This is a genomic window from Streptomyces sp. NBC_01214, assembly GCF_026340975.1.
Taxonomy (GTDB): Bacteria; Actinomycetota; Actinomycetes; order Streptomycetales; family Streptomycetaceae; genus Streptomyces.
The window spans coordinates 315,149-337,620 of record NZ_JAPEOS010000001.1 but is presented as its reverse complement, the minus strand read 5'-3'; the positions used below and the strand labels follow the sequence as shown (position 1 = coordinate 337,620).

General features: G+C 71.4%; 22 protein-coding genes and 1 pseudogene. 18 read left to right on the top strand and 5 right to left on the bottom strand.

What is annotated here, in order from left to right:
• The first annotated feature begins 10 nt into the window (after positions 1 to 10).
• The 9 genes from OG594_RS01690 to OG594_RS01650 are packed head-to-tail and all read left to right on the top strand — an operon-like array spanning position 11 to position 9,485.
• On the top strand, positions 11 to 1,333 hold the full coding sequence (locus OG594_RS01690; RefSeq protein WP_266594731.1) for an MFS transporter: 1,323 nt from the start codon (positions 11 to 13) through the stop codon (positions 1,331 to 1,333).
• Positions 1,334 to 1,347: 14 nt separating this feature from the next.
• Positions 1,348 to 2,601, top strand: a complete 1,254-nt coding sequence (locus tag OG594_RS01685; protein WP_266594730.1) for an ATP-grasp domain-containing protein — start codon at positions 1,348 to 1,350, stop codon at positions 2,599 to 2,601.
• Positions 2,594 to 3,418 carry a dimethylargininase gene (ddaH, locus tag OG594_RS01680; protein ID WP_266594729.1) on the top strand — a complete coding sequence of 275 codons (825 nt, stop codon included), beginning with the start codon at positions 2,594 to 2,596 and terminating at the stop codon, positions 3,416 to 3,418. The genes OG594_RS01685 and ddaH overlap by 8 nt, the downstream gene beginning before the upstream one ends.
• Positions 3,415 to 3,750 (top strand): hypothetical protein, encoded by a 336-nt coding sequence (locus OG594_RS01675; RefSeq protein WP_266594728.1) that lies wholly within the window; start codon positions 3,415 to 3,417, stop codon positions 3,748 to 3,750. The genes ddaH and OG594_RS01675 overlap by 4 nt, the downstream gene beginning before the upstream one ends.
• Positions 3,747 to 5,525 (top strand): ABC transporter substrate-binding protein, encoded by a 1,779-nt coding sequence (locus tag OG594_RS01670; protein WP_266594727.1) that lies wholly within the window; start codon positions 3,747 to 3,749, stop codon positions 5,523 to 5,525. The genes OG594_RS01675 and OG594_RS01670 overlap by 4 nt, the downstream gene beginning before the upstream one ends.
• Positions 5,525 to 6,028 (top strand): YbaK/EbsC family protein, encoded by a 504-nt coding sequence (locus tag OG594_RS01665; RefSeq protein ID WP_189738080.1) that lies wholly within the window; start codon positions 5,525 to 5,527, stop codon positions 6,026 to 6,028. Before OG594_RS01670 ends, OG594_RS01665 begins: the two co-directional genes overlap by 1 nt.
• A 5-nt stretch (positions 6,029 to 6,033) precedes the next feature.
• Entirely contained in the window at positions 6,034 to 7,296 is a 1,263-nt protein-coding gene (locus OG594_RS01660; RefSeq protein WP_266594726.1) for an ATP-grasp domain-containing protein, read from the top strand.
• A 36-nt stretch (positions 7,297 to 7,332) separates the two neighbouring features.
• Complete coding sequence (locus OG594_RS01655; protein WP_266594725.1) at positions 7,333 to 8,478, top strand: FAD-binding oxidoreductase; 1,146 nt, start codon at positions 7,333 to 7,335, stop codon at positions 8,476 to 8,478.
• Positions 8,479 to 8,507: 29 nt separating this feature from the next.
• Positions 8,508 to 9,485, top strand: a complete 978-nt coding sequence (locus OG594_RS01650; RefSeq protein WP_266594724.1) for an MmcQ/YjbR family DNA-binding protein — start codon at positions 8,508 to 8,510, stop codon at positions 9,483 to 9,485.
• A 24-nt stretch (positions 9,486 to 9,509) separates the two neighbouring features.
• On the opposite strand, the gene OG594_RS01645 is transcribed toward OG594_RS01650, so the two are convergent.
• On the bottom strand, positions 9,510 to 10,994 hold the full coding sequence (locus OG594_RS01645; protein ID WP_266594723.1) for an NB-ARC domain-containing protein: 1,485 nt from the start codon (positions 10,992 to 10,994) through the stop codon (positions 9,510 to 9,512).
• Positions 10,995 to 11,240: 246 nt separating this feature from the next.
• Here OG594_RS01645 and OG594_RS01640 point away from each other — a divergent pair, with 246 nt between their 5' ends.
• On the top strand, positions 11,241 to 14,375 hold the full coding sequence (locus OG594_RS01640) for a BTAD domain-containing putative transcriptional regulator (RefSeq protein WP_323185151.1): 3,135 nt from the start codon (positions 11,241 to 11,243) through the stop codon (positions 14,373 to 14,375).
• 70 nt (positions 14,376 to 14,445) lie between these two features.
• Here the strand turns inward: OG594_RS01640 and OG594_RS01635 are convergent, their stop codons facing one another.
• Positions 14,446 to 14,628, bottom strand: coding sequence for a hypothetical protein (locus tag OG594_RS01635; protein WP_266594721.1), 183 nt, complete (start codon positions 14,626 to 14,628; stop codon positions 14,446 to 14,448).
• 87 nt (positions 14,629 to 14,715) lie between these two features.
• Positions 14,716 to 15,624, bottom strand: coding sequence for a hypothetical protein (locus tag OG594_RS01630; RefSeq protein ID WP_266594720.1), 909 nt, complete (start codon positions 15,622 to 15,624; stop codon positions 14,716 to 14,718).
• 195 nt (positions 15,625 to 15,819) lie between these two features.
• Between OG594_RS01630 and OG594_RS01625 the strand changes: the two genes are divergently transcribed.
• The gene (locus OG594_RS01625; RefSeq protein WP_266594719.1) at positions 15,820 to 16,368 is read left to right on the top strand and encodes a LysM peptidoglycan-binding domain-containing protein; all 549 of its coding nucleotides are present in this window, start codon (positions 15,820 to 15,822) and stop codon (positions 16,366 to 16,368) included.
• A gap of 66 nt (positions 16,369 to 16,434) precedes the next feature.
• Here OG594_RS01625 and OG594_RS01620 read toward each other — a convergent pair whose 3' ends face one another.
• Positions 16,435 to 17,142, bottom strand: coding sequence for a DUF5324 family protein (locus OG594_RS01620; RefSeq protein WP_266594718.1), 708 nt, complete (start codon positions 17,140 to 17,142; stop codon positions 16,435 to 16,437).
• A 147-nt stretch (positions 17,143 to 17,289) separates the two neighbouring features.
• Here OG594_RS01620 and OG594_RS01615 point away from each other — a divergent pair, with 147 nt between their 5' ends.
• Both OG594_RS01615 and OG594_RS01610 read left to right on the top strand, forming a co-directional pair.
• Entirely contained in the window at positions 17,290 to 17,817 is a 528-nt protein-coding gene (locus tag OG594_RS01615) for a peptidylprolyl isomerase (RefSeq protein ID WP_323185294.1), read from the top strand.
• Positions 17,818 to 17,912: 95 nt separating this feature from the next.
• The gene (locus OG594_RS01610) at positions 17,913 to 18,791 is read left to right on the top strand and encodes a rhomboid family intramembrane serine protease (RefSeq protein ID WP_266594716.1); all 879 of its coding nucleotides are present in this window, start codon (positions 17,913 to 17,915) and stop codon (positions 18,789 to 18,791) included.
• A 115-nt stretch (positions 18,792 to 18,906) separates the two neighbouring features.
• Here the strand turns inward: OG594_RS01610 and crgA are convergent, their stop codons facing one another.
• Positions 18,907 to 19,161 (bottom strand): cell division protein CrgA, encoded by a 255-nt coding sequence (crgA, locus tag OG594_RS01605; protein ID WP_266594715.1) that lies wholly within the window; start codon positions 19,159 to 19,161, stop codon positions 18,907 to 18,909.
• A 91-nt stretch (positions 19,162 to 19,252) separates the two neighbouring features.
• Between crgA and OG594_RS01600 the strand changes: the two genes are divergently transcribed.
• From OG594_RS01600 to OG594_RS01580, 5 genes and pseudogenes are all read left to right on the top strand, one after another.
• Entirely contained in the window at positions 19,253 to 20,026 is a 774-nt protein-coding gene (locus OG594_RS01600) for a DUF881 domain-containing protein (RefSeq protein ID WP_266594714.1), read from the top strand.
• A complete protein-coding gene (locus OG594_RS01595; protein ID WP_266594713.1) occupies positions 19,998 to 20,750 on the top strand; it encodes a class E sortase in 753 nt (250 codons plus the stop codon). Before OG594_RS01600 ends, OG594_RS01595 begins: the two co-directional genes overlap by 29 nt.
• An 89-nt stretch (positions 20,751 to 20,839) precedes the next feature.
• Positions 20,840 to 21,016, top strand: coding sequence for a hypothetical protein (locus tag OG594_RS01590; protein ID WP_030011120.1), 177 nt, complete (start codon positions 20,840 to 20,842; stop codon positions 21,014 to 21,016).
• On the top strand, positions 21,013 to 21,651 hold the full coding sequence (locus OG594_RS01585) for an aminodeoxychorismate/anthranilate synthase component II (protein WP_266594712.1): 639 nt from the start codon (positions 21,013 to 21,015) through the stop codon (positions 21,649 to 21,651). The genes OG594_RS01590 and OG594_RS01585 overlap by 4 nt, the downstream gene beginning before the upstream one ends.
• Before the next feature lie 134 nt (positions 21,652 to 21,785).
• Positions 21,786 to 22,472: pseudogene (locus tag OG594_RS01580) on the top strand (class E sortase); the annotation flags it as partial.

The window sequence follows — 22,472 nt, the reverse complement described above, 5'->3', positions numbered from 1 at the left end:
GAGGAGCACTGTGTCCACGATCGCCCCGCCCCGTCCCAATCGGGCAGAACGACTGCTCATCCCCGCGACCTTCATCACCAACCTGGGCAACGGCATCCAGCTCACCGCCGCCTCCTACCTGGTCTTCACCGAGGCCAACACCATGCTCGCGGTCAGCTGGCTGATGATCGCCGTCACCATCCCGCAGGTGGCGCTGTCCCTCTTCTTCGGCAAGCTCGCCGACCGCTTCGACCGCCGCACCCTGGCGATGATCTCCGACCTGGCCAGCGCGGCCGCCGCGATCGGCCTGCCGGTCTGGCTGGCCCTCGGCGGCAACCCCTCGACCGTCAGCTACGTCGCCAGCTTCGTCCTGTCGATCTCCGCGGCCCTCTTCTTCCCGGCCAGCAACGCCCTGATCAAGGAGCGCATCCCGGAGTCCCGGCTCGCCCAGTTCAACGGCAACGCCGAGATCGCCATCCAGGCCGGCACGCTCGCCTCGGCGGCCCTCGGCGGCTGGGTGATCGTCTGGGTCGGCACCACGTCGCTCTTCTACTTCAACGCGATCACGTTCCTGCTCTCCGCCGCGCTGCTGTTCTTCATCGGCCGCCGTCCGGCCGGCGCCGGCACCAGCGCCCCGGAGGCCGCGGCCAAGGCCGCCGCGGCCGCGAAGGCCGCCAAGGACGGCTCCCGCCCGCCGCTGGCCCGTCTCGCGCTGCTCTACATCATCGGCAACATCGTCATCATCGTCGGCAACAGCATCATGCTGGTCCTGGTCATCGACGGCTTCAAGTCCAACGCCGGCTACCTCGGCATCGTCGACGCCCTGTTCGGCATCGGCGCCCTGTTCGCGGCCTGGGCCTTCAAGAAGATCAACTCCAAGGCCACGGTGCTCAAGACGGCCCTGATCGGCTACCTCGCCTTCGCGGTGCTGCTGTCCCTGGAGTCCGTCCACCTCTACGCGATGATGGCCGTCATCCCCTTCGCCGCCATCGCCTTCTGCGTGGCCCGCATCTCGGCCCGCACCGCCCTGATGAGCGCGGCGCCCGAGGAGAAGACGGGATTCGTCTTCGGCGCCACCAACGCCTTCGGTCTCGCGGCCGGCACCACCGCCGTCGTCCTGATCTCGCTCCTGGTCGACTCGACCAACGTGCAGAACGGCTTCTACGCCCTCTCCGTCCTGGTCGTCGTCATCGCCTCCCTCACCATCCTCTCGCTGCGGGGGCACGACCGTGAGGTCGCCGCCGCCGAGGCCGCCGAGGCCGCTGCCGCCGCCGAGATCGTGTCCGAGCCCGCCGCCGGGACCGCGTCCGAGCCCGCCGCCGAAGCCGCCGAGCCCGTCCCGGCCAAGGTCTGAGGGGAGGAGCACAGATGAAGCTGCTCGCCATCGAGGCCAGCCAGAACGCCACCTACTACGTCTCGCGCTACCAGCAGATCGAGGCCCTCGGGGCCGAGGTCCACGTACTCAACGGCATCGGCACCGAGGACTTCTGGCCCGCGGAGCGCTACCGGATGGCCGGCTCCAAGCAGATCGAGGACATCGTCACCGCCGCCAAGGTCTGGCACGCGGAGGAGGAGTTCGAGGGGGTCCTGACCTTCTCGGAGTCCGGGGTCGTCACGGTGGCGGTCGTCGCCGAAGCGCTCGGACTGCCGAGCATCGGCTTCGAAGCCGCCCGGACCAGCCGCAACAAGCTGCTGATGCGACAGGCCCACGAGCGCGGCAGCGCCGCGCACCCCGGCTTCCGCTACGCCCCCGACGTCGAGGCCGCCCTGACGGCCGGTGAGGAGCTCGGCTACCCGCTGATCCTGAAGCCCACCCTGGGCGCCGCCAGCAACTTCGTGTTCAAGGTCGACGACGCCGAGGAGATGCGGGCCCGCTTCGCGGACGCCACCTCGGGCATCGAGACCATGACCTGGGCGCTGATGGAGGCCGACGGACTGGACCTCGGCCCGAACGGGATCATCGTCGAGGGCTACCTCGACGGCCACGAGCACCTCATCGAGGCGCTGGCCTGGGACGACGAGGTGTACCTCGGCTCCATCGTGGACCGGATCACCGTCGAGAGCGGGACCTTCGACGACGACGTCCACCACGCGCCGAGCTCCCTGACCCCCGAGCAGATCGCCGCGGTCCACGAGGTGGTCCGGGACGCGGCGCACGCCCAGGGACTGCGCCGGTCCGTGCTGCACGCCGAGGTGAGGTTCCACCAGGGCGCGCCCTTCATCCTGGAGATAGCGATCCGTCCCGGCGGCGGCGGTCTCGACCACATGGCGCGGATCAGCGCCGGCCACGACCCCATCCGGTGCGTGTCCGACGTGGCGCGCGGCATCCGGCCCGACGTCTCGCACTACGCGCCGACCGGTGTGCACACCGCCGCGATGTGCTTGATCAGCGGGGCGGGAACGGTCGAGTCCATCGAGGTGCCGACCGAGGTCGCCGAGGACCCGGCGCTGTTCTTCCTGAAGATCACGGCCACGCCGGGGACCGTCATCAAGCGCCCGCCGGCGGGCAACAACATCCTCGGCTTCATCGGCGCCACCGGCACCTCCCTGACGGAGGCGCTGACCACCGCGCACGTCGCGGCCGGCCGCATCCGCACCGAGATGAGCCCGGAGCATGGCTGAGACCCCGCGGCGCACGGCCACCCGGCGGCACTACCTGATGTGCCGGCCGACCCACTTCGAGGTGACCTACGCGATCAACCCGTGGATGAACCCCGAGAAGCCCATGGACGCCGACCTGGCGCTCGCCCAGTGGGAGCGGATCAGGGACCTCTACCTCGGGTTCGGGCACGAGGTCTCCTTCATCGACCCGGTGCCGGGCCTGCCGGACATGGTGTTCTCCGCCAACGGCGCCACCGTGGTCGACGGCAAGGTGCTGATCGCGAAGTTCCGCCACCAGGAACGGGCGGCCGAGGCGGACGCCCACCGGGCCTGGTTCGAGGCCCGCGGCTACACCGACGTCCACCTCCCGCAGTACGTCAACGAGGGCGAGGGCGACTTCGCCCCCGCCGGCCGGCGGATCCTGGCCGGCGCGGGATTCCGTAGCGACCCCGGCGCGCACGAGGAGCTCGCCGCGTTCTTCGGCCTGCCGGTGGTCGGCCTGACCCTGACCGACCCCCGCTTCTACCACCTGGACACCGCGCTGTTCGTCCTCGACGAGGACCTGGTGGCGTACTACCCCGCCGCCTTCTCCGAAGAGAGCCAGGAGGTGCTGCGGGAGCTGTACCCGGACGCGATCCTCGCCACCCGTGAAGACGCCGACGCCTTCGGCCTGAACGCGGTGAGCGACGGACTGAACGTGGTGGTGACGGAGACCGCCACGCACCTGATCGGCGAGCTGCGCGAGCGCGGCTTCGCGGTGCACGCAGTGGACATGTCCGAACTGCTGAAGGCCGGTGGCGCGGTCAAATGCATCACTCAGGAGATACGACGCCCGTGATCGATTACGACGGCAGAAGTTTCCGCAACACCGGTTACCCGGCGGGCGAGGACGCCCCCGTCGGCCACTACCGCCAGGACGGCGACCTGCTCTGGGCCGACTTCGACGGGGGCGACGTCCGCAGGGGCTCGCTCAACGGGCGCGTGGAGCCCGACGGGAACCTCGAATTCGCCTACACGATGGTCCTCGCGAACGGCGAGGTGGTCGCAGGACGGTGCTGGAGCACCCCCGAATTCCTGGACGACGGACGGATCCGGCTCAACGAGCGCTGGGAGCGCTACGGAGCCCACTCGGACAGCGGTGAATCCGCACTGGAGGAGGTAAGGACATGACCCCGCCCACCACCCCGCTCCGCGGGGGCAGCGTGACCTGGGCCTGCACCAGCGGCTTCAGCCCGGTCTTCATCTTCCCCTTCACCCCGGGCGAGTACTACGGGGTGGCCAACCTGCACGAGTTCCAGACCCTGATGTACCGGCCGCTGTACTGGTACGGCACCGGCGGCCAGCCGACCGTCGACTACGAGCGCAGCCTCGCCGAACCCCCCGAGTGGAGCGAGGACGGCCGCACGGCGACGATCACGATCAAGCCCTACGCCTGGTCGAACGGCGAGACGGTCAACGCCGACGACGTGATGCTGTGGATGCACCTCCTGGAGGCCGAGAAGGACAGCTTCGGCGGGTACACGCCGGGGTTCTTCCCCGACAACCTGACCGGCTACGAGAAGGTCGCCGAGGACAAGGTCAGCTTCACCTTCGACCGCGCCTACTCGCACAACTGGGTGCTGATGAACCAGTTCAGCACCATCACCCCGCTGCCGAAGGCCTGGGACCGCACCGCCGACGACCGGCCGGCCGACGCCACCCACGACCCGGCGCAGGCCTCCGCGGTCTACGCCTACCTGCGGGCCTGCAACGACGAGCGCAAGGGCTGGGACACCAGCCCCGTCTGGAGCGTGGTCAACGGACCCTGGAAGCTGAGCAGTTACACGATCGACGGCGTCTCGGGCGAGGCCGTCCTGGTACCGAACGAGACCTACTCCGGCCCCAACAAGCCCTACCTGGACGAGTTCCGGCTCGTGCCCACCGGTTCGGACACCGAGCAGTACGAGATGCTCCGCCGCGGCCCCGGGGCGCAAGGCGGCGTGCAGATCGGCTTCCTGCCCTTCGACGAGGTCACCGAGCCGGCCGAGGACCCGCTGGTCGGCGGGCCCAACCCGCTCGGCGAGCACTACGACCTCGTCCCCCAACTCACTTACAAGATCCATTACTTCCCGATCAACTTCAACAACCCCACCGTTGCCGGAAAGATCTTCAAGCAGCTCTACTTCCGCCAGGCCCTCCAGTCCTGCCTGGACTCCCGGGGCGCCATCCGCGACGTCTACAAGGGCTACGGCTACCCGACCACCGGACCCATCCCGGCCCTGCCCGACAGCCCGCTGCTCTCGCCCGCCGCGCACGCGGACCCGTACCCCTTCGACGTCGAGAGGGCCCGCGCCTTCCTGGCCGAGAACGGCTGGGACACCAGCACCACCCCGGCGCTGTGCGTCCGCGAGGGCACCGGAGCGGGAGAGGCGGGCGAGGGCATCCCGGCCGGCACCCCGCTGCGGTTCTCGATGCGGTACGCCCAGGGGCACGAGACGCTGACCGCGGTCATGCGCAAGTTCGCCGCCGACGCCGCCGAGGCGGGCATCGAGATCGTGCTGACCGAGGTCGAGGCGAGCGTCCTGGTCCTGGAAGACACCACCTGCACCCCGGGCCCCGACAGCCCCTGCCTGTGGGAGTTCAGCGACTGGAACGGCGGCTGGGGCTACGGACCCGGCTTCTACCCGACCGGCGAGGCGCTGTACTCGACCGGCTCCTCGGTGAACTTCGGCAGTTACAGCGACCCGAAGGCGGACGAGCTGATCGCCCGCACCGTGGTCAGCGACGACCTGGAGGACCTGTACGCCTACCAGGACCACATCGCGCAGCAGGTCCCGGTCATCTGGATGCCCAACTTCCCCTTCCGCCTGCTGGAAGTGGCCAACAACCTGAAGGGCGTGGCTCCGATCAACCCCTTCGGACTGATCAACCCCGAGGACTGGCACTACGTCGGCGAGGTGCTCTGATGTACCAGCGACTGATCGGCCTCCTCGACAGCAATCAGGCCCGCTACCGGCTGATCGACCACGTGGCCGAGGGCCGGACCGACCTGGCGAGCGTCCTGCGCGGTCACCCGCTGGAGCAGGCCGCCAAGTGCATCGTCGTCCGCGTGAGCATCACCAAGCGGGTCGGCAAGTACGTGCTCGCGGTGGTTCCCGGTGACCGGCAGGTCGACCTGGAGGCGGTCGGCGCGCTGTTCGGCGGTGGGCGGACGGCGTTCGCCACGCCCGAGATCGCCGAGCGCCTGGCCGGCAGCGTCTGCGGCACGGTGATGCCGCTCAGCTTCCACCCCGATCTGCACCTCGTCGTCGACGAGGGCCTGATCCTCACCGAAGAGATCTATTTCAACGCGGCCCGCCTGGACCGTTCCGTGGCCCTGTCCACCCCCGACTACCTGGCCATCGCCCAGCCGCAGCTCGCGGCGATCGCGACGGCCGGCGACCGGGTCCTGACCCACTCCGCGAGGTGACGAAGATGACTGATGACGCCAAGACGACCGATGACGGCGTGGTGATCCTGGTCGGCAGCGGACAGCGCGCCTACCGCGAGTACCTGCTCGCCGGCGCCGCCCGGCGCCGCCCGATCTGGATCCTGGACGCGGTGGACCCCACCTGGCAGGAGAGTCACGTACTCGGCTCCACCACGGTGGAACTGCTCGACCGCGCCCGCCTGGTGCCCGATACGGAAGGGCTGATCAGAGCCGCCGAGGCGGTGGCCGCCGAGCACCGCGTGGTCGGCGTGTTCAGCTACGACGAGACGCTCGTGGTGACCTGCGCCCTGATGGCTGAGCGGCTCGGCCTGCCGGGCCTGACCTCCCGCGGCGCCGACAACTGCCGCAACAAGCACCACACCCGGCAGCTGCTGACCGCCGCCGGACTGCCCCAGCCGCACTTCGCCTACGTGACCGACGCCGAGGCGGCCCTCGCCACGGCCGACTCCTTCGGCTACCCGGTCGTCCTCAAGCCCCGCGGCATGGGCGCGAGCATCGGCGTCATCCGGGTCGACGGCCCGGAGGGGGTGCGCGCGGCCTTCGAGGTCGCCGACGCCGCCAGCCGCGGCGGGAACAGCGACTACGAGGGCGGGGTGCTGGTCGAGGAGTGCGTCATGGGCCCCGAGATCAGCATCGACGGAGTGGTCTTCGACGGTGCCTGGAGCCCGCTCTTCCTCGCGCGCAAGGAAGTGGGCCTCGCGCCCTACTTCGAGGAGACCGGCCACCTGGTCAGCGCCACCGACCCGCTGCTCGCCGACGAGGAACTGCTCGGCGTCCTTCGGGACGCCCACCGGGAACTGGGCATCGGCTACGGGATCACCCACACGGAGGTCAAACTCACCACCCGCGGCCCGGTGATCATCGAGGTGAACGCCCGCCTCGGCGGCGACCTCATCCCCTACCTCGGCAGCCTCGCCACCGGCGTGGAGCCCGGGGAGCTGGCCGCGGACGTGGCCGCCGGCGTCCGCCCCGAGTGGACCCCCACCGAGTCCCGCACCGTCGGGATCCGCTTCCTGTACCCGCCGCAGAACGGCACGGTCCGTTCGGTCGACGTACCCGCCCCCTCGGACGTACCGGGACTGCTGGAGACGAACGTGATGGTGGCGCCCGGGGTGACGCTGCTGCTGCCGCCCGAGGGCTACCTCAGCCGCTACGCCAACCTGATCTGCGCCGGAGACACCTTCCTGAGCTGCGAGGAGTCCCTCGCCAAGGCGGCCGCACTGACCACGATCGTCCTCGACAGCTGATGCGTCGGCCAGGCGAAAACTGAAGGGAGGTGTGTGATGTCGACGAGGGTGACGGTAGTGGGCGGCGGAGTGATCGCCCTGCTCACGGCGGTCGAGTGCGTGCTCGACGGACACAAGGTCACGGTCGTGGACCAAGGCCCCATCCCGCACAGCAGGGCCACCTCTTTCGACCAGCACCGGATCTTGCGGGCCCTGCACCCGGCGGACCCGCGGACCACGGCGGCCGCGCTGCGTGCGCACCACCGCTGGGTCGAACTGGAAGAACTGTTCCTGACGCGGTTCTACGAGCAGGTCGGCTCGCTGACCGTGCTGCCGCCGGCGGCCGCGACGGACGCGGCGGCGATGCTCGCCGACGCCGGAGGCCACGCCAGGGAACTGACGGCGGCCGGCCTGGCCGACCGCTATCCGCACCTGCACGTGGGCGGCGGCCTCGGCGCGGTACTGGAGGACGAGGCGGGCGTACTGCTCGCCGAACGGGTCCTCGCCGCCTGCGTCGGCTGGCTGAAGTGGCAGCGGGGCATCGAGCTGATCGAGCACCGGGCCGTGACCGCCGTCGACGGCGAGAGCGGCAGCGTACGGCTGGTGGACGGGCGGGTGCTGCGCAGCGACGCGGTGCTCGTGGCCGTGGGCCCCTGGTCCCGGGACCTGCTGCCGCCGAGCGTCTCCGACCAGCTGACCCTGTACCGGCAGTCCCTCCTCTACTGCCGGGTGCCCCGGCAGCAGTCGCAGGCCTGGGCGGTCACTCCGGCCGTACCGGCCCTGGGCACCGAGGGCGGAGCCTGGCTGATCCCGCCGGTGGCGGGCACGGCCCTCAAACTGACCTCTGCCACCGCCTGCCGGGTGGTGGACGCGATCACCGACCACGCCACCGACCCGTACTGGCAGCGCAAGCTGGAGAAGGAGTTCGGGGACGTCCTCCCCGGCTTCGGATCGGCCTGGGTCACCGCGGCCAAGGACGCCTACTACTCGGCCTTCTCGCCGACGGGCGGCCCGCTGCTGGTCGCCCTGGGCGGCGCGGGATTCGCGTACGCGGCCTGCGGTGGCACATCCTTCAAGTTCGCGCCGCTCATCGCGCGGTCGCTGGCCGACCGGCTGATCGGCAGGACTCCGTCGCTGATCGGCCTCGGTGCGCTCGACGGGCCACCGCTGGACGTCCACACCCCGCAGCTCGCGGGACGGTGAGCGGCGGCCGGATGCGCAAGGAGCGTGCCGTGGCAACGGTCGACGACGTACGGCGGCTCGCGATGGGCCTGCCGAGGACCGAGGAGCACCTGATCCGGGACCGGGTGAAGTTCCGGATCGGCAAGATCGTCTATCTCGCCCTGTCCTGGGACGAGAGCGAACTGGGCTTCGCCTTCCCCAAGGAGGAACGGGCGGCGCTCGTCGCCGCCGAGCCGCAGAAGTTCTTCCTGCCCCGGGAGTCCGATCTGCGCTTCAACTGGGCCGAGGCCCACCTCGGAGCCCTGGACGAGGGCGAGCTGACGGAGCTGGTCACCGAGGCCTGGCGGATGGTGGTGCCCGCCAGGGTCGCCCGCGCCCACCTGGACCCGCCGGCCGCGCCGCCGCTCCCGCCCGCGCCCTCACTGGCCGAACTGCGGGCCTCGGCAGCGGTGTTCAACGGCTTCGCGGGTGTGGACCACAGCTGGCAGGCGCTGCGCGAGGAGACCGGCGGCGCCCTCGACCTCTCGCTCGCCGCGCACCGCAGCGCCCTGCACCGCTGGCTGAACTCCTGGGGCTGCCGCATCCGTTACCCGCGCGAGGGCGAGCCCGACACCTTCGGCACGGGGCTCGCCGCATGGTGGGGGCGGCACGCGCTGACGCACGCACCGCTGGCCCGGCTCACCCCGCGGGAGGTCTCCCGGTTCGCCGCCGCCTACGAGGAACTGGCGGCGCTGCCGATCGGCCGCCGCAGCCTCGGCCCGACCGCCGCGGCCAAGGCCCTGTACGCCCTGCGGCCCGACTCGGTCATGCCGTGGGACGCGGCGATCGCGCAAAGGCTGCACGGGGTCCGGGACGGGGCCGCCTTCGCCCGCCACCTGGAGCTCGGCCGGAGCTGGGCGCGTACGGTGCTGGAGGAGGGCGGCGGTCTGGACGAGGCGGCCCTGTGCGCCGAGATCGGCCGGCCCGGGGTGTCCCTCGCCAAGATCCTCGACGAGCACCTCTACGTGACGATCACCCACGCGGCCTGATCCGGCCCGCTCGGCAGGATCCCCCTACCTGGACTGCCGCACGTGCGTCTGGCCCCGCGCCGCCGCGGGCGCGGACACGGGCGCCGGGTCCTCCTCCGTCGGGTCCGGCTGGGTCAGCGCGTACGCGCGGGCCATCGGCGTCAGTCCGTACTGCCCCGGCAGGTCGCAGTGGTCGAGCAGCCCCGCGTCGAGGAGCCGTTCGAGGAGGTCCTCCACCGGCTGCGCGGACCGTTCGACCAGCACGGCGAGCGCGTCCGCGGACTCGTACACCACGTTGTCCACGGAGGGCGGGTTGTCGGACCCGGCGAACTGGCGCAGCATCAGCCGCGCCCACGGGGTCAGCAGCCGGTAGGCACTGTCGAGGCGGTTGTTCAACGCGTCGTCCCCGATCTGCAGCCGGGCCAGGAAGCGGCCGGGTGCCGGCTGCGTGCCCGGGCGGCCCGGCCCGCCCGGCCCGTCCCCGAGCAGCTCGGACACGGAGTCCTGGAGCATCCACTCGGGTCGGGCCGCGATGCGCCGGCCGGCCAGGTTGAGCGCCAGCGGCAGGTCCCCGCAGGCGTCGGCGAGGCGCAGGCAGGCGCGCGGCTCGCTGCCGACCCGGTCGCCGCCGAGGAGCTGGGCGAGCAGCTCCATCGACTCGTCGCGGTCCAGTGCGGGGAGCCGGATCCGGCCAATTCCGTCGAGGCCCAGTAGCCGCGATCGGCTGGTGATGATGATGCGGCTTTCGGGCGCAGCGACGAGGAGGTCCCGGATCTGCCGCTCGTGCTGGACGCCGTCCAGCACCACGAGCAGCCGCCGCCGGTTCAGGAGCGACCGGTACAAGCCAATTCTTTGACCGGGATCGTTCGGGATCCGGTCGGTGGGAATGCCGAGCGCCTCCAGGAAACCGCCCGCGATTCCGGCGGCGTCCTTGCGTCCGTCCGCCGCCGGGTCGAGGTTCGCGTAGAGCTGCCCGTCGGGCAGGTTCACGGCGAGTTCGTGGGCGAGCCGCAGCGCGAAGGCCGTCTTGCCCACGCCCACCTGACCGCTGATCACCAAGGGGGCCGCGGGGCGCTGCTCGCCGTACGAGGGGGCGGTCAGGGCCCGGGCCCGCTGGAGCAGCTCACGCCGTCCCACCAGGGGACGGGCCTCCATCGGAAGCTGTGACGGGGGCGGCAGCACGGCGCGCACGTCGGCCGCGCGCAGCTCGTTCTCCTGGTGCTGCTGCACCGCTTTGACCGCCGGGCGGGCGCTTCCGTCGTCCCCGTCGGCGCGTGCCGCCTCGTGCCAGCGACGCTCCCAGCTGGCGCGGTCACCGCCGCAGGCCTCGGCGAAGGCGAGGGCCACCTGAAGCGTCGGGAGGCGGTAGCCGGCGGCCGCGTCGGAGAGCACGGACGCGGAGAACATGGCACGGGTGGCCATGTCGCGGTAGCCGGGACTGCCGGCCGCGGTCCGCAGCCTGCGCAACTCCCGGGCGAACGCGGTGACTGGTCCGGCATCGGGGGCCAGCGGTCTCTCCAGTCTTCCCACAGCCTGCTCCTTCGGTACTCGCTCCGTGTGCTGCCTGCTCCGGGCCGCCCATGAACTGTCCGTGTCGCCCTTCCTGATCTGCTACCGGATGCTTACCGCGTGCGAGGGGTAACCCCTATGATCCGGCTGACATGACCTGGCCAGGGGTCTTGTTCATTTGGGGGTGGATGTCCGATGCCGGGGGCGGATGCGGAGTCCGGGGAGAGACGAAGCGCGGAACCTGCGGGGGGCAGGCTGCGCTTCAACGTGCTCGGATCGCTTGAGGGATGGTTCGGAGAGGTCCGGCTGCGGCTGGGGGGAGCGATCCAGGAACGGGTCCTCTGCGTGCTGCTGCTCGAAGCCGGCCGGGTGGTGCCCGTGGCCCGACTCGTCGAGGCGACCTGGGAGAAGGACCCGCCGGTGACCGCCGCGCACCAGGTCCGCAAGGCCGTCGCCGACCTGCGGCGGCGCATACCCACCGGCACCGAGGTGATCGCCACCGACGGGCCGGGATACCGCGTGGTGGTGGCGGACGACCAGGTCGACCTCCTGGAGTTCGACGCCCTGACCAGGGCTGCGGGCCAGGCACTGCGGGAAGGCGGGCGGTCCGAGGCAGCCGAGGCACTGCGGGCCGCGCTCGCGCTGTGGCGCGGATCGGTCCTGTCCGGCACCGGCGGACCGGTGATCGAGGCCGCGGCGACCGCGCTGGAGGAGCGCCGGCTGGCCGCCGCCGAGCAGTTCTTCGACCTGTGCCTCGCACTGGGCGAGAGCGGTGAGCTCATCTCGGGCCTGCGCGCCCTGATCACCCAGCACCCGCTGCGGGAGACGCTGCGCGGCCAGCTGATGCTCGCCCTGTACCGCTCCGGGCGGCAGGCCGAGGCGCTCAAGGAGTACGGGGAGGTCCGCGAGCTGCTCGTGGACGAGCTCGGCATCGACCCCGGCCCCCGGCTGGCCAAGTTGTACGAGGCGATTCTGCGGGACAGCCCCGAGTTGGCGGCGCCCGAGCGGCCCGCGCCGGTGGCCGCGGCGTCCGTACGTCCGGTGCCCGAGCCGGCCGCCCCTGCGGAGCCGCTGCCCGAACCGGCTCCCCCCGTGACCGCGGTGTCCGAGGGGGCGGCCCCCGGGGTCCCGGCCCGCACGGACGCGGACCGGGAGGGGGAGCCGGGAACGCGCACCGGGCCGGCGGACGCCCCGTGCACCCTGCCGTACGACCTGCCCGACTTCACCGGCCGTGCCAAGGAGCTGGCCGAGCTCTTCGACTACGTGCAGGACGAGGGCCGGGGCGGCGAGCGGTACGCCCGGATCGTGGCCATCGACGGCATGGGCGGCATGGGCAAGACCACCCTGGCCGTGCGCGCCGCGCACCGGCTGGCCGGCGGGTATCCCGACGGGCAGCTCCACATCGACCTGCACGGGTTCACCCCGGGCCGCGAGCCCGTGACGCCCACCGCCGCACTCGACGGCCTGTTGCGGACCCTCGGTACTCCGGGCGACCGGATTCCCGAGGACCTGGAGGGGCGCACCGCCCTGTGGCGGTCGAAGCTGGACGGCCGGCGGATGTTGCTCCTGTTCGACAACGCGGTCGACGCGGCGCAGATCAGGCCCCTGCTGCCGGCCTCGCCCGGCTGTCTCGCCCTGATCACCAGCCGCGGGCGGCTGCTGGACCTCGACGGCGTCGAGTGGGTGTCGATCGGGATGATGGAGCCCGAGGACAGCACCAGCCTGATGGCGGAGACCCTCGGTACCACCCGGGTGGCCGCCGAGCCGGCGGCCTCCGCCGAACTGGCCGAGCTGTGCGGGCACCTGCCGCTGGCGCTGCGGATCGCGACCGCCCGGCTGCGCAACAGGCCGCGCTGGACGGTGCGTTATCTGGTCGAGCGGCTGCGCGACGAGAAACGCCGGATGGACGAGCTGAGTTCGGGAGAGCGCAGCGTCGCGGCGACCCTTCGTCTGTCGTACCTGGCGATGGACGAGGAGTACCGGACCGCGTTCCGCATCCTCAGCCTGTACCCGTGCGCCGGGACGGACGTCCATTCGGCGGCGGCGCTCCTCGGCACGACCGTCCGGGACGCCGAGGACGCCCTGGAGTTCCTGCTCGACGTCCATCTGGTCCAGCAGCCCGACATCGGCCTCTACACCTTCCACGACCTGGTGCGCAGTTTCGCCCAGAGCCTGCGGGGGCCGGCGACGGCGGACGACGACGCGGCGGCGGTCGAGCGGCTGCTCGGCTACTACCTGACGACCTCGGACGCCGCCTGCGAGGTGCTGTTCCCCAGCCGTGAACGCCGCCCCACCGGTATCCCGCCGTACCGGGGCGAACGGCCGGCCTTGAGGGACACCGAGCAGGCCCTGAGCTGGTTCGACCGGGAACAGGCCGGGCTGCTCGCGGCCGTGTCGCTCGCCGAGCGGTGCGGTCACGACCGGTACGCGGCCTGCCTGAGCCGCAACGTCGGCTTCCACCTGCACACGCACGGACAGCTCGACGAGTTCTGGAGCGTCGGGCACCTCGCGGTGGCCGCCGCCCGCCGGCTCGACGACCCGGCGCTCCTCGGCATCAGCCTGGCCAACCTGGGCGCGGCCTGCTGGAAGCTCGGCCGTTTCGAGGAGGGGCTGGAGGTGGCCCGGGAGGCGCGCGCCACCGCGGTCCGCGCCGGGGACCGGCACACCGAGGCGAACAGCGAATCGACCATCGGGCTGCTGATGTCGATGCTCGGCCGGTACAAGGAGGCCCTACCGCTGGTGGAGCGGTCCGTCTCCATGGCGCAGGAACTGGGCAATCCGCGTGCGGAGTCGGAGAGCCTGACCATCCTCAGCACGCTGTACGAGCGGTGGGGCCGCTTCCCGGAAGCGGCGGAGGTCGCCCGCCGGGCGATCGAGATCGACCGTGACCTCGGCTACCGCAGCAACGAGATCGTGGCCCTGACCGATCTGGCCTTCGCCCAGGTGGGCCTCGGCGAGTTCGTGGACGCGGACGCCAGCCTCAAGCGGGCCCGGGACCTGTGCGACGAGACCAGGTCGCCGGGGGACGTCGCCCTGGTACTGGCACTGTCCGCCCAGGTCGCGCACGAGCGGGGCAACGTGCTGCAGGCGCGTGCCTTCGCCGAGCGCTCCCTCGTGCTCGGCCGCACGAGCGGGGCCCCGATCCGGCTCGCGAGGGTCGAGAACGTCCTGGGCCAGCTCCACCTGCGGTGGGGGGAGCACGAGGTGGCGCTGGCCCTGCACGGTCACGCCCACAAGATCGCGGCGCCGATGAGCTTCCGGGCGGAGGAGGCGTCCGCGCTGATGGGCCTCGCCCTGGCGGCCGAGGCACTCGGCGATGCCGCGGCCGCCGCCGGACACTGGGCGGCCGCCGAGGAGCTGTCCGATTTCATGGGTCTGCCGGCGCACTGCCGCAGGTACTGAGCGCGGACGCGGAACTGCCCCGCACCGGACTCCGGTGCGGGGCAGTTGCGCGATGTGCGCGGCAAGCGGGTCACCTACGGGTGGACGGGGCCGGGGACGGGGCCGGGGAGGCGACCCCGGGGCCCTTGTCCTCCGCGAGGACCTGGTAGCCGGTGGGCTGACCGGTGTCGGCCGGGCCGTCGACCGTCACACCGAACCCGAACGCCAGGGCCGCCGCGATGATCCCGATCAGTCCGGCCAGCTTGCTGCGCATCTCTCGAACCCCCTGGTGTGTACCCGGTGTGCGGTTCCCGTGTGGTGCGGTGGCCGCTCTCGACAAGACACAGACTGGCCGCAGCTCTTACCGGTCCGTTCCCCTCTCGATACCGCTCGTGACCGTGGCGCGGGAACGGCCGTTACCGCGCCGTTCCCGGTCCGGTTCCGTGGCCGCCGCGATACGTGATCCCCGGGCGCTGACCAGCACGTCCGTCCGCGTGGTGCCCGATTCGTACCCGGCCAGATCCAGCAGGGCCCGTACCGTCGAGCGGATCCCGGCCTGCTCCGCGTCGTGGAGCGGCGGGGCCGTTCCCTCGGGAGCGATGTCGGCGACCAGGTGCATGCCGTCGACGGTCAGCGTCTCCACCCTGAACTTGTCTCCGGTCAAGAGCTCTTCGACGAGATAGGGGGCCGAGTGCCGGGCGGCGTGGGCCTGTTCGGCCCACCGGTCCAGTGCGGGCCGGTCGTGTACCGGAACGGTCCACCAACACCCGTACTTGTCGGCCGACTTGATGACCACGGGCAGGGGGAAGTCCTCCGCCAGCGAGCACGCTTCGGTGACGGACCGGGCTTCCTCGGCACGTACCGCGGAGGTCCGGCTCTCATTGAGGATCCGTCGGATCGTTACCGCGTCCGGCAGCCCGCGGGCCGGCTTCCCGCGGCTGTCGGTCAGCTCCCGCAGCACCTCCTCGGCGGCGGCCGCGGCCCCGCTGCCGAGACCCCTTTCGAGATCGCTCGCGAGGTAGAGGACCTGCCCGATCCCGTGTTCGGCGACGGTGTCCGTCAGCAGGGCGCGCAGCGCGGCCGGGTCGTCGAAGTCCACCCGGAGGAGCCGTTGCGGGGGCAGCTCCGCGGGCAGCAGCGGCGCGTCCGTCGGGCGGGGTACGGGATCGGACACCACCCAGACGTCCAGGCCCGCCACGATCGCGGCGCTCACGAGCCCGGGTCCGGGCCTGACCAGCACTACCCGCTCCGCGGCCTGTCTGATGCTCACAGAAATCTCCTCCATCGTGTCCCACGAGGGTGGCGCCGGTCCTTCCCGGTCCCTTCCCGCCGCGTTCCCTCCCGGGCCGTGACCTGGTCCGCACGTCCCCCGGACGGCCCCGTCGCAGGGCCGCCCGGCGCCCGGTGCAGGACAGTGGAAGGAGGTACCGATCGGGGGGCAGCATCACGCCGGAGGCGTACAGACATGGGACTCTTCGACTTCCTGAAGTCCGACAAGAAGAAGGCGCACGACGCCGCCGAGAAGGCGGAGGAGCAGGTGCAGCAGCAGGCCGGCGAGCGCAGGAGGCCCCCCTCGGGTGCGGCCGCCGACGCCGCCTCGGCCACCCGGGCCACCGCCGAGCGCATGGCGGCGGCCGCGCCGCCGAGGCCCCTCCCCGCGACCCCGACCCCCACCCCCGCGTCCGCCGCGCACAAGGCCGTTCCCGCCGCCCCCAAGCCGACCGTGATGCCGAAGCCCGCGGCCTCCTCCGCCGCCGCGCCGGGCGCCATGCACACGCCCACCCCGCACTCGGCCGCGCACAAGGCGGTGCCGGCGGCCCCGATGCGGGGCCCCGGGTCCCCCGCCAAGAAGCGCACGTACACCGTCCAGCCCGGCGACTCGCTCACCGCGATCGCCCGCAAAGAGCTCGGCAACGAGGCCCGCTGGCGCGAGCTCTACGCGATGAACCGGGGTGCGGTCGGCGCCAACCCCGACCTCGTCCGCCCGGGCACGGTCCTCACCCTCCCCGGCTGACGCCCCGCGGACGCGGAAAGGGCCCGGATCCTGGTGACAGGATCCGGGCCCCTTCGCGTGCGCCGCTCAGAGCTGCTTGTCGTCGGGGCCGGACTCGGCCTCGCGCTCCTTCTCCGCCAGCTCCTCCTCGAAGCCGGACGGCGCCGCGTCGCGCGTCGACAGCTCGGTGGCCGCCGGCGGTTCGACGAGCCAGTCCGGATTCGACTGCTGGTCCCACCACCGCCACACCGCGTAGGCGGCGCACGCCAGTACGCCGACGAGCGCGACACCGCGCAGGATCTTCCCGTTGCGCGCGCGCCGCTCGTGGCGCCGTACGAGCTTCTGCACTTCCTTGGCGGTCACCTGGCCGCGCAGCGCCGCGAGGGCCGCCGTCGACCGGGACGCGGCCTCCTCGGCCACCGGCGTGGCGGCCGCGATCGCGCTCTCGATCTTCGGCTGGGTGTATTCGGCGGCCTGCCGCGCCGCCCGGCGCGCCTGCGTCGCCGCCCGGTCGACCGGCGGCGGCACATGGGCCCGCGCCGCCTTGAGCCGGGGTTGCAGATGGCAGTCGTAGGTCGTGCGGGCGTGCTGGGCGGCGCTGGTGGCCGCGTACGACATCTTGGGCGCCAGCCGCTCGTTCGCTTCCTGGGCGTAGTGCGCTGCGGCTTCCCTGGCGGATTCCGCGTACGGTGCCACCACTTCCGTCGCGTGCCGCACACTCTCCCTGGCGCTCTCGGCTGCCAGGCGCATGCTCTCCTTGCCGGTCACGGGATCCTCCTCCTCGGTGGCGGACACAGTTCACCTTTCCACCCTTTGTCGGATCATGCCTGCCATATCGCTGACAGGCATGCGTGACAGGGCATACGGGTGGAGGATTTCAGTGCCGCGGAGCGCTCCGTGCGACCATCTGGACCGACAGTGATGACTATGGAAGGCAGATCCGTGGCCGAGAAGCTCTACGCCACCCTGAAGACGACCCACGGCGACATCGAGATCGAGCTGCTGGAGAACCTCGCTCCGAAGACCGTGCGGAACTTCGTCGAGCTCGCCACGGGCGCCCGGGAATGGACCCGCCCCACCGACGGCCAGAAGACCACGGACCCGCTGTACGACGGCACCGTCTTCCACCGCGTCATCAGCGGCTTCATGATCCAGGGCGGCGACCCGCTCGGCAACGGCACCGGCGGCCCCGGCTACCGCTTCGCCGACGAGTTCCACCCCGACCTGGCCTTCACCAAGCCCTTCCTGCTCGCCATGGCCAACGCCGGCCCGGGCACCAACGGCTCGCAGTTCTTCATCACCGTCGCGCCCACCGCCTGGCTGACGCGCAAGCACACCATCTTCGGCGAGGTCACCGACCCGGCCAGCCAGAAGGTCGTGGAGGCCATCGCCGCCGGCGCCACCAACCCGCGCACCAGCCGCCCCCTGGACGACGTGATCATCCAGTCCGTGGTCATCGAGAGGCGCTGACGCCGGGAACCTTTCGGCCCCGCCCGTCCGTACTGGATACGTACGGGACCGGCGGGGCGCCCCGGCCTGGTCGACGAGACACCCCTAGGGAACCGATGGACACCGACCGTCTGCCGGGCTGCTACCGCCACCCGGACCGCGACACGGGAATCAGCTGTACCCGCTGCGAGCGCCCCATCTGCCCCGAGTGCATGATCAGCGCCTCGGTCGGCTTCCAATGTCCCGAGTGCGTCCGCGCGGGCTCCGGCACCGGGCACCACCCGACCGCGAACGCGCCGCGCACCGTCGCGGGCGGGGTGGTCGCCGCCGATCCCCACCTGGTCACCAAGATCCTCATCGCGATCAACGTCCTGGTGTTCCTCGCGGCGCTCTCCGACCCGGCACTCGAGGCCCGGCTGGCGCTGATCGGCGGCCAGTACTTCGATTACCCCGGCGGCCCGCTCCACGGGGTGGCCACGGGCGAGTTCTACCGGCTGCTGACCTCGGCGTTCCTGCACGTGGAGTGGTGGCACATCGTCGGCAACATGATCGGGCTGTGGGTGATCGGCGGGCCGCTGGAAGCGGCGCTGGGCCGGGTCCGCTACCTCGCGGTCTTCTTGCTCTCCGGTCTGGGCGGCAGCGCGCTGGTCTACCTGCTGAGCGAGCCGTACGTCCGGACCCTCGGCGCCTCCGGCGCCGTCTTCGGCCTGCTCGGCGCCACCGTCGTGCTGGCGAAGCGGCTGCGCTACGAGATGCGGCCGGTGATCGTCATGGTGGTGCTGATGCTGGTGCTGACCTTCGTACCGTTCGGGGGCGCGCTCACGGTGTCCTGGCAGGCCCACGTGGGCGGCCTGGTCACCGGAGCGCTGGTGGGTCTGGGCATGCTCATGCCACCCGCCGGTCGCCATCGCGCCCTCGTTCAGTGGGGCACCTGTGCGGTGGCATTCCTGCTGGTCGCGATGGTCATTCTGCTCCGCACCGCGGAACTCACCTGATCACACCGGCGTCAACTCTCCACAGAGTTATCCACAGATCTTCTGTCTTTTCCTCAGGTGTGGATGACGCTGTGGATAACTCCTGGGGAGAGCTTCCATCAGGGGCTGTCGGGTGCTACTTCCACTGCGTGGATACGCCGAATCCGGCAGCGATAAAGCCGAAACCGACTACAATGTTCCAATTGCCCAGAGCCTCGATCGGCAGCTGGGTCTCGGTCACGTAGAAAACGACGATCCACGCGAGTCCGATCAGGAAGAACGCCAGCATGACCGGAGCGACCCAGCTGCGATTCGTGAGCCGGATGCTCTGCGGCTGCCGCGAGGGCGGCGGCGTGTAGTCGTCCTTCTTGCGGATACGTGACTTCGGCACGAGGGGCTCTCCTGTCGATGCGCTGGGGACCTTGCCTGCCCCGGGCGTCCGTTAGCGTAGTGGACCTGTGGCGTTGAAGGAGAAGGGTACGTTGAGCAATTCCGACGACTCCTCCGTGGGTCCCCGTCGCCGGGCCAGGCCGGTCCGGCTGCTGACGGCCGCCGTCTTCGCCCTGGCCGGGCTGCTCTTCGTCACCAGTTTCAACACCTCCAAGGGTACGAACATCCGGACGGACGCGTCCCTCCTGAAGCTGTCGGACCTCATCAAGGAGCGCAGCCAGGACAACGCGGCGCTGGAGCAGAGCACCGCGGCCGTACGCGGCCGGGTGGACACCCTCGCCGAGCGCGACGACGGCAGCACCAAGGCGCAGGACGCCAAGCTGGCCGCCCTGCGCGCCGCCTCCGGCACCGAGGAGCTGACCGGCAAGGGCCTGACGGTCACCCTCAACGACGCCCCGCCGAACGCCACCGCCCGCATCCCCAACGTGCCTGAGCCGCAGCCCAACGACCTGGTGATCCACCAGCAGGACCTCCAGGCCGTGGTCAACGCCCTCTGGCAGGGCGGCGCCCAGGGCATCCAGGTCATGGACCAGCGGCTGATCTCCACCAGCGCGGTCCGCTGCGTGGGCAACACCCTGATCCTCCAGGGCCGGGTCTACTCGCCGCCGTACAAGATTTCGGCGGTCGGCGACCCGGGCGCGTTGAAGAAGGCCCTCGCCGCCTCCCCGGCCCTGCAGAACTACCAGCTGTACGTGAACGCCTACGGGCTCGGCTGGAAAGTGGACGAGCACAAGGCGCTGACACTTCCCGGCTACTCCGGCACAGTGGACCTCCACTATGCGAAGCCGGTGGCGCCCACCCCGTGAGCGGGTCCGTCCTGACGTCGTACTGCGCCTGGTGGTACGGACGTTCAGCGAGGTGTGCCTGACGGCGGGCACCCTGATCGTGCTCTTCGTCGCCTACGTCCTGCTGTGGACCGGGGTCAAGGCCGACCGGGCCATGGACGGGGAGATGGACCGGATGCGCGACCGCTGGGCGGCCGCCCCGGCCGCGGCCCCCGCTGCCGCCCCGACGCCGCAGCCGACACCGTCGGTACCCCCGGCGCAGCCCGAGCACCACCCGGCGGGCCGGGCCTTCGCCGAGATGTACGTCCCGCGCTTCGGCCCGGACTGGGTCAAGCCCGTCCTGGAGGGCACCGACCCCGAACTGCTGAAGAAGGGGCTCGGCCACTACGCCGCCACCGCGCCCCTCGGCGCCGTCGGGAACTTCTCGGTGGCCGGCCACCGGCGCACCTACGGGGACCCCTTCAAGGACTTCCCGCGCTTGCGCCCGGGCGACGAGGTGATCCTCAAGGACGCGAGCACCTGGTACACGTACACGCTCCGGTCCGCACCCCTGCGCACCCTGCCCACCGACGTCGCCGTGGTCGACCCGGTACCGGAGAAATCACCGTTCCGGGCGCCCGGCCGCTATCTGACGTTGACGACCTGCGATCCGGAATGGGGGCACAGCCACCGGCTGGTCGTCTGGGCGGAACTGACCGGGACCCTCCCCGCGTCCCAGGGGCGACCGGAGGGTTTGTCCGGGTGACCCACCCTTTCGGGCCGCTGCCTTTAGTCTGTTCGCGTACCGCCCCCGCGGTGCGTTGAACGAACGTGGACGAAAAGGAATCAGGCGGCATGTACGGCTGGATCTGGCGGCACCTGCCGGGAAACGCGTGGGTACGCGCGCTGATCTCGCTCGTACTGGTTCTCGCGGTGGTCTTCGTGCTCTTCCAGTACGTCTTCCCGTGGGCCGAGCCGCTTCTTCCGTTCAACGATGTGACGGTGGACGAGGGATCGGGAGCCACTCCGTGAGCGCGCGCATTCTGGTTGTGGACAACTACGACAGTTTTGTCTTCAACCTGGTCCAGTACCTCTACCAGCTCGGTGCCGAATGCGAGGTGCTGCGCAACGACGAGGTCGAGCTCTCGCACGCGCAGGACGGCTTCGACGGCGTGCTGCTGTCCCCCGGCCCCGGTACGCCGGAGGAGGCGGGCGTCTGCATCGACATGGTCCGCCACTGCGCGCGCACGGCCGTCCCCGTCTTCGGCGTGTGCCTCGGCATGCAGTCCATGGCGGTCGCCTACGGAGGCGTCGTGGGCCGGGCTCCCGAGCTCCTGCACGGCAAGACCTCCCCCGTGATCCACGAGGGGCTCGGGGTCTTCGAAGGACTGCCGTCGCCGTTCACCGCGACCCGCTACCACTCCCTCGCCGCCGAGCCCGGGACCCTGCCGGACGCGCTGGAGGTCACGGCGCGGACCGAGGACGGGATCATCATGGGGCTGCGCCACCGGGAGCACGACGTCGAGGGCGTGCAGTTCCACCCCGAGTCGGTGCTGACCGAGTGGGGTCACCGGATGCTCGCCAACTGGCTGGTGCGGTGCGGCGACACGGGTGCCGTGGAGCGCTCGGTGGGGCTCGCCCCGGTGGTGGGCAAGGCCGTCGCGTGACCGCGGTCGCGCCGTCCGCGCCCACGGAGGGCCGGGCCGCGCGACGCAGGGCCGCTCAGCAGGCCGCGAAACAGGCCGCCCGACGCACCCGCAGGCGGGGCGGCCGGCGGCGCAGGCGGCCGGCCTCGGGAGGCCCGGTGGTCATCGCGAGCCGGCTGGGCGGAGAGCTGTTCATCACGCTGGGCCTGGTGATGCTGCTGTTCGTCGCCTACCAGCTCTGGTACACGAACCTGCTGGCGGAGCGGGTGGCGAACGGCGCCGCCGGCTCCCTGCGCCAGACCTGGGAACGGGACCCGGGGGCCGCCGGGGCTGCCGCACCGCCCGTGACGGCCTTCGAACCCGGCCAGGGCTTCGCGATCCTTCACATCCCGAAGCTGGACGTGAAGGTCCCGGTCGCGGAGGGGATCAGCAAGCCGAAGGTGCTGGACAAGGGCATGGTCGGGCACTACGGCGAGGGCGCGCTGAAGACGGCGATGCCGGCCGACAAACAGGGCAACTTCGCGGTGGCCGGACACCGCAACACCCACGGCGAGCCGTTCCGCTACATCAACAAGCTGGTGCCCGGGGATCCCGTCGTGGTCGAGACCCGGGACGCCTACTACACGTACGAGATGACCTCGTCGCTCGCGCAGACACCGCCGACGAACGTGGCGGTGATCAAGCCGGTTCCGGAGGGTTCGGGATTCACGTCCGAGGGCCGGTACATCACGCTGACCACCTGCACCCCGGAGTTCACCAGCACCTACCGGATGATCGTATGGGGCAGGATGACCGAGGAACGCCCCCGAAGCCAGGGCCCGCCGCCCGCGCTGACCAGCTAA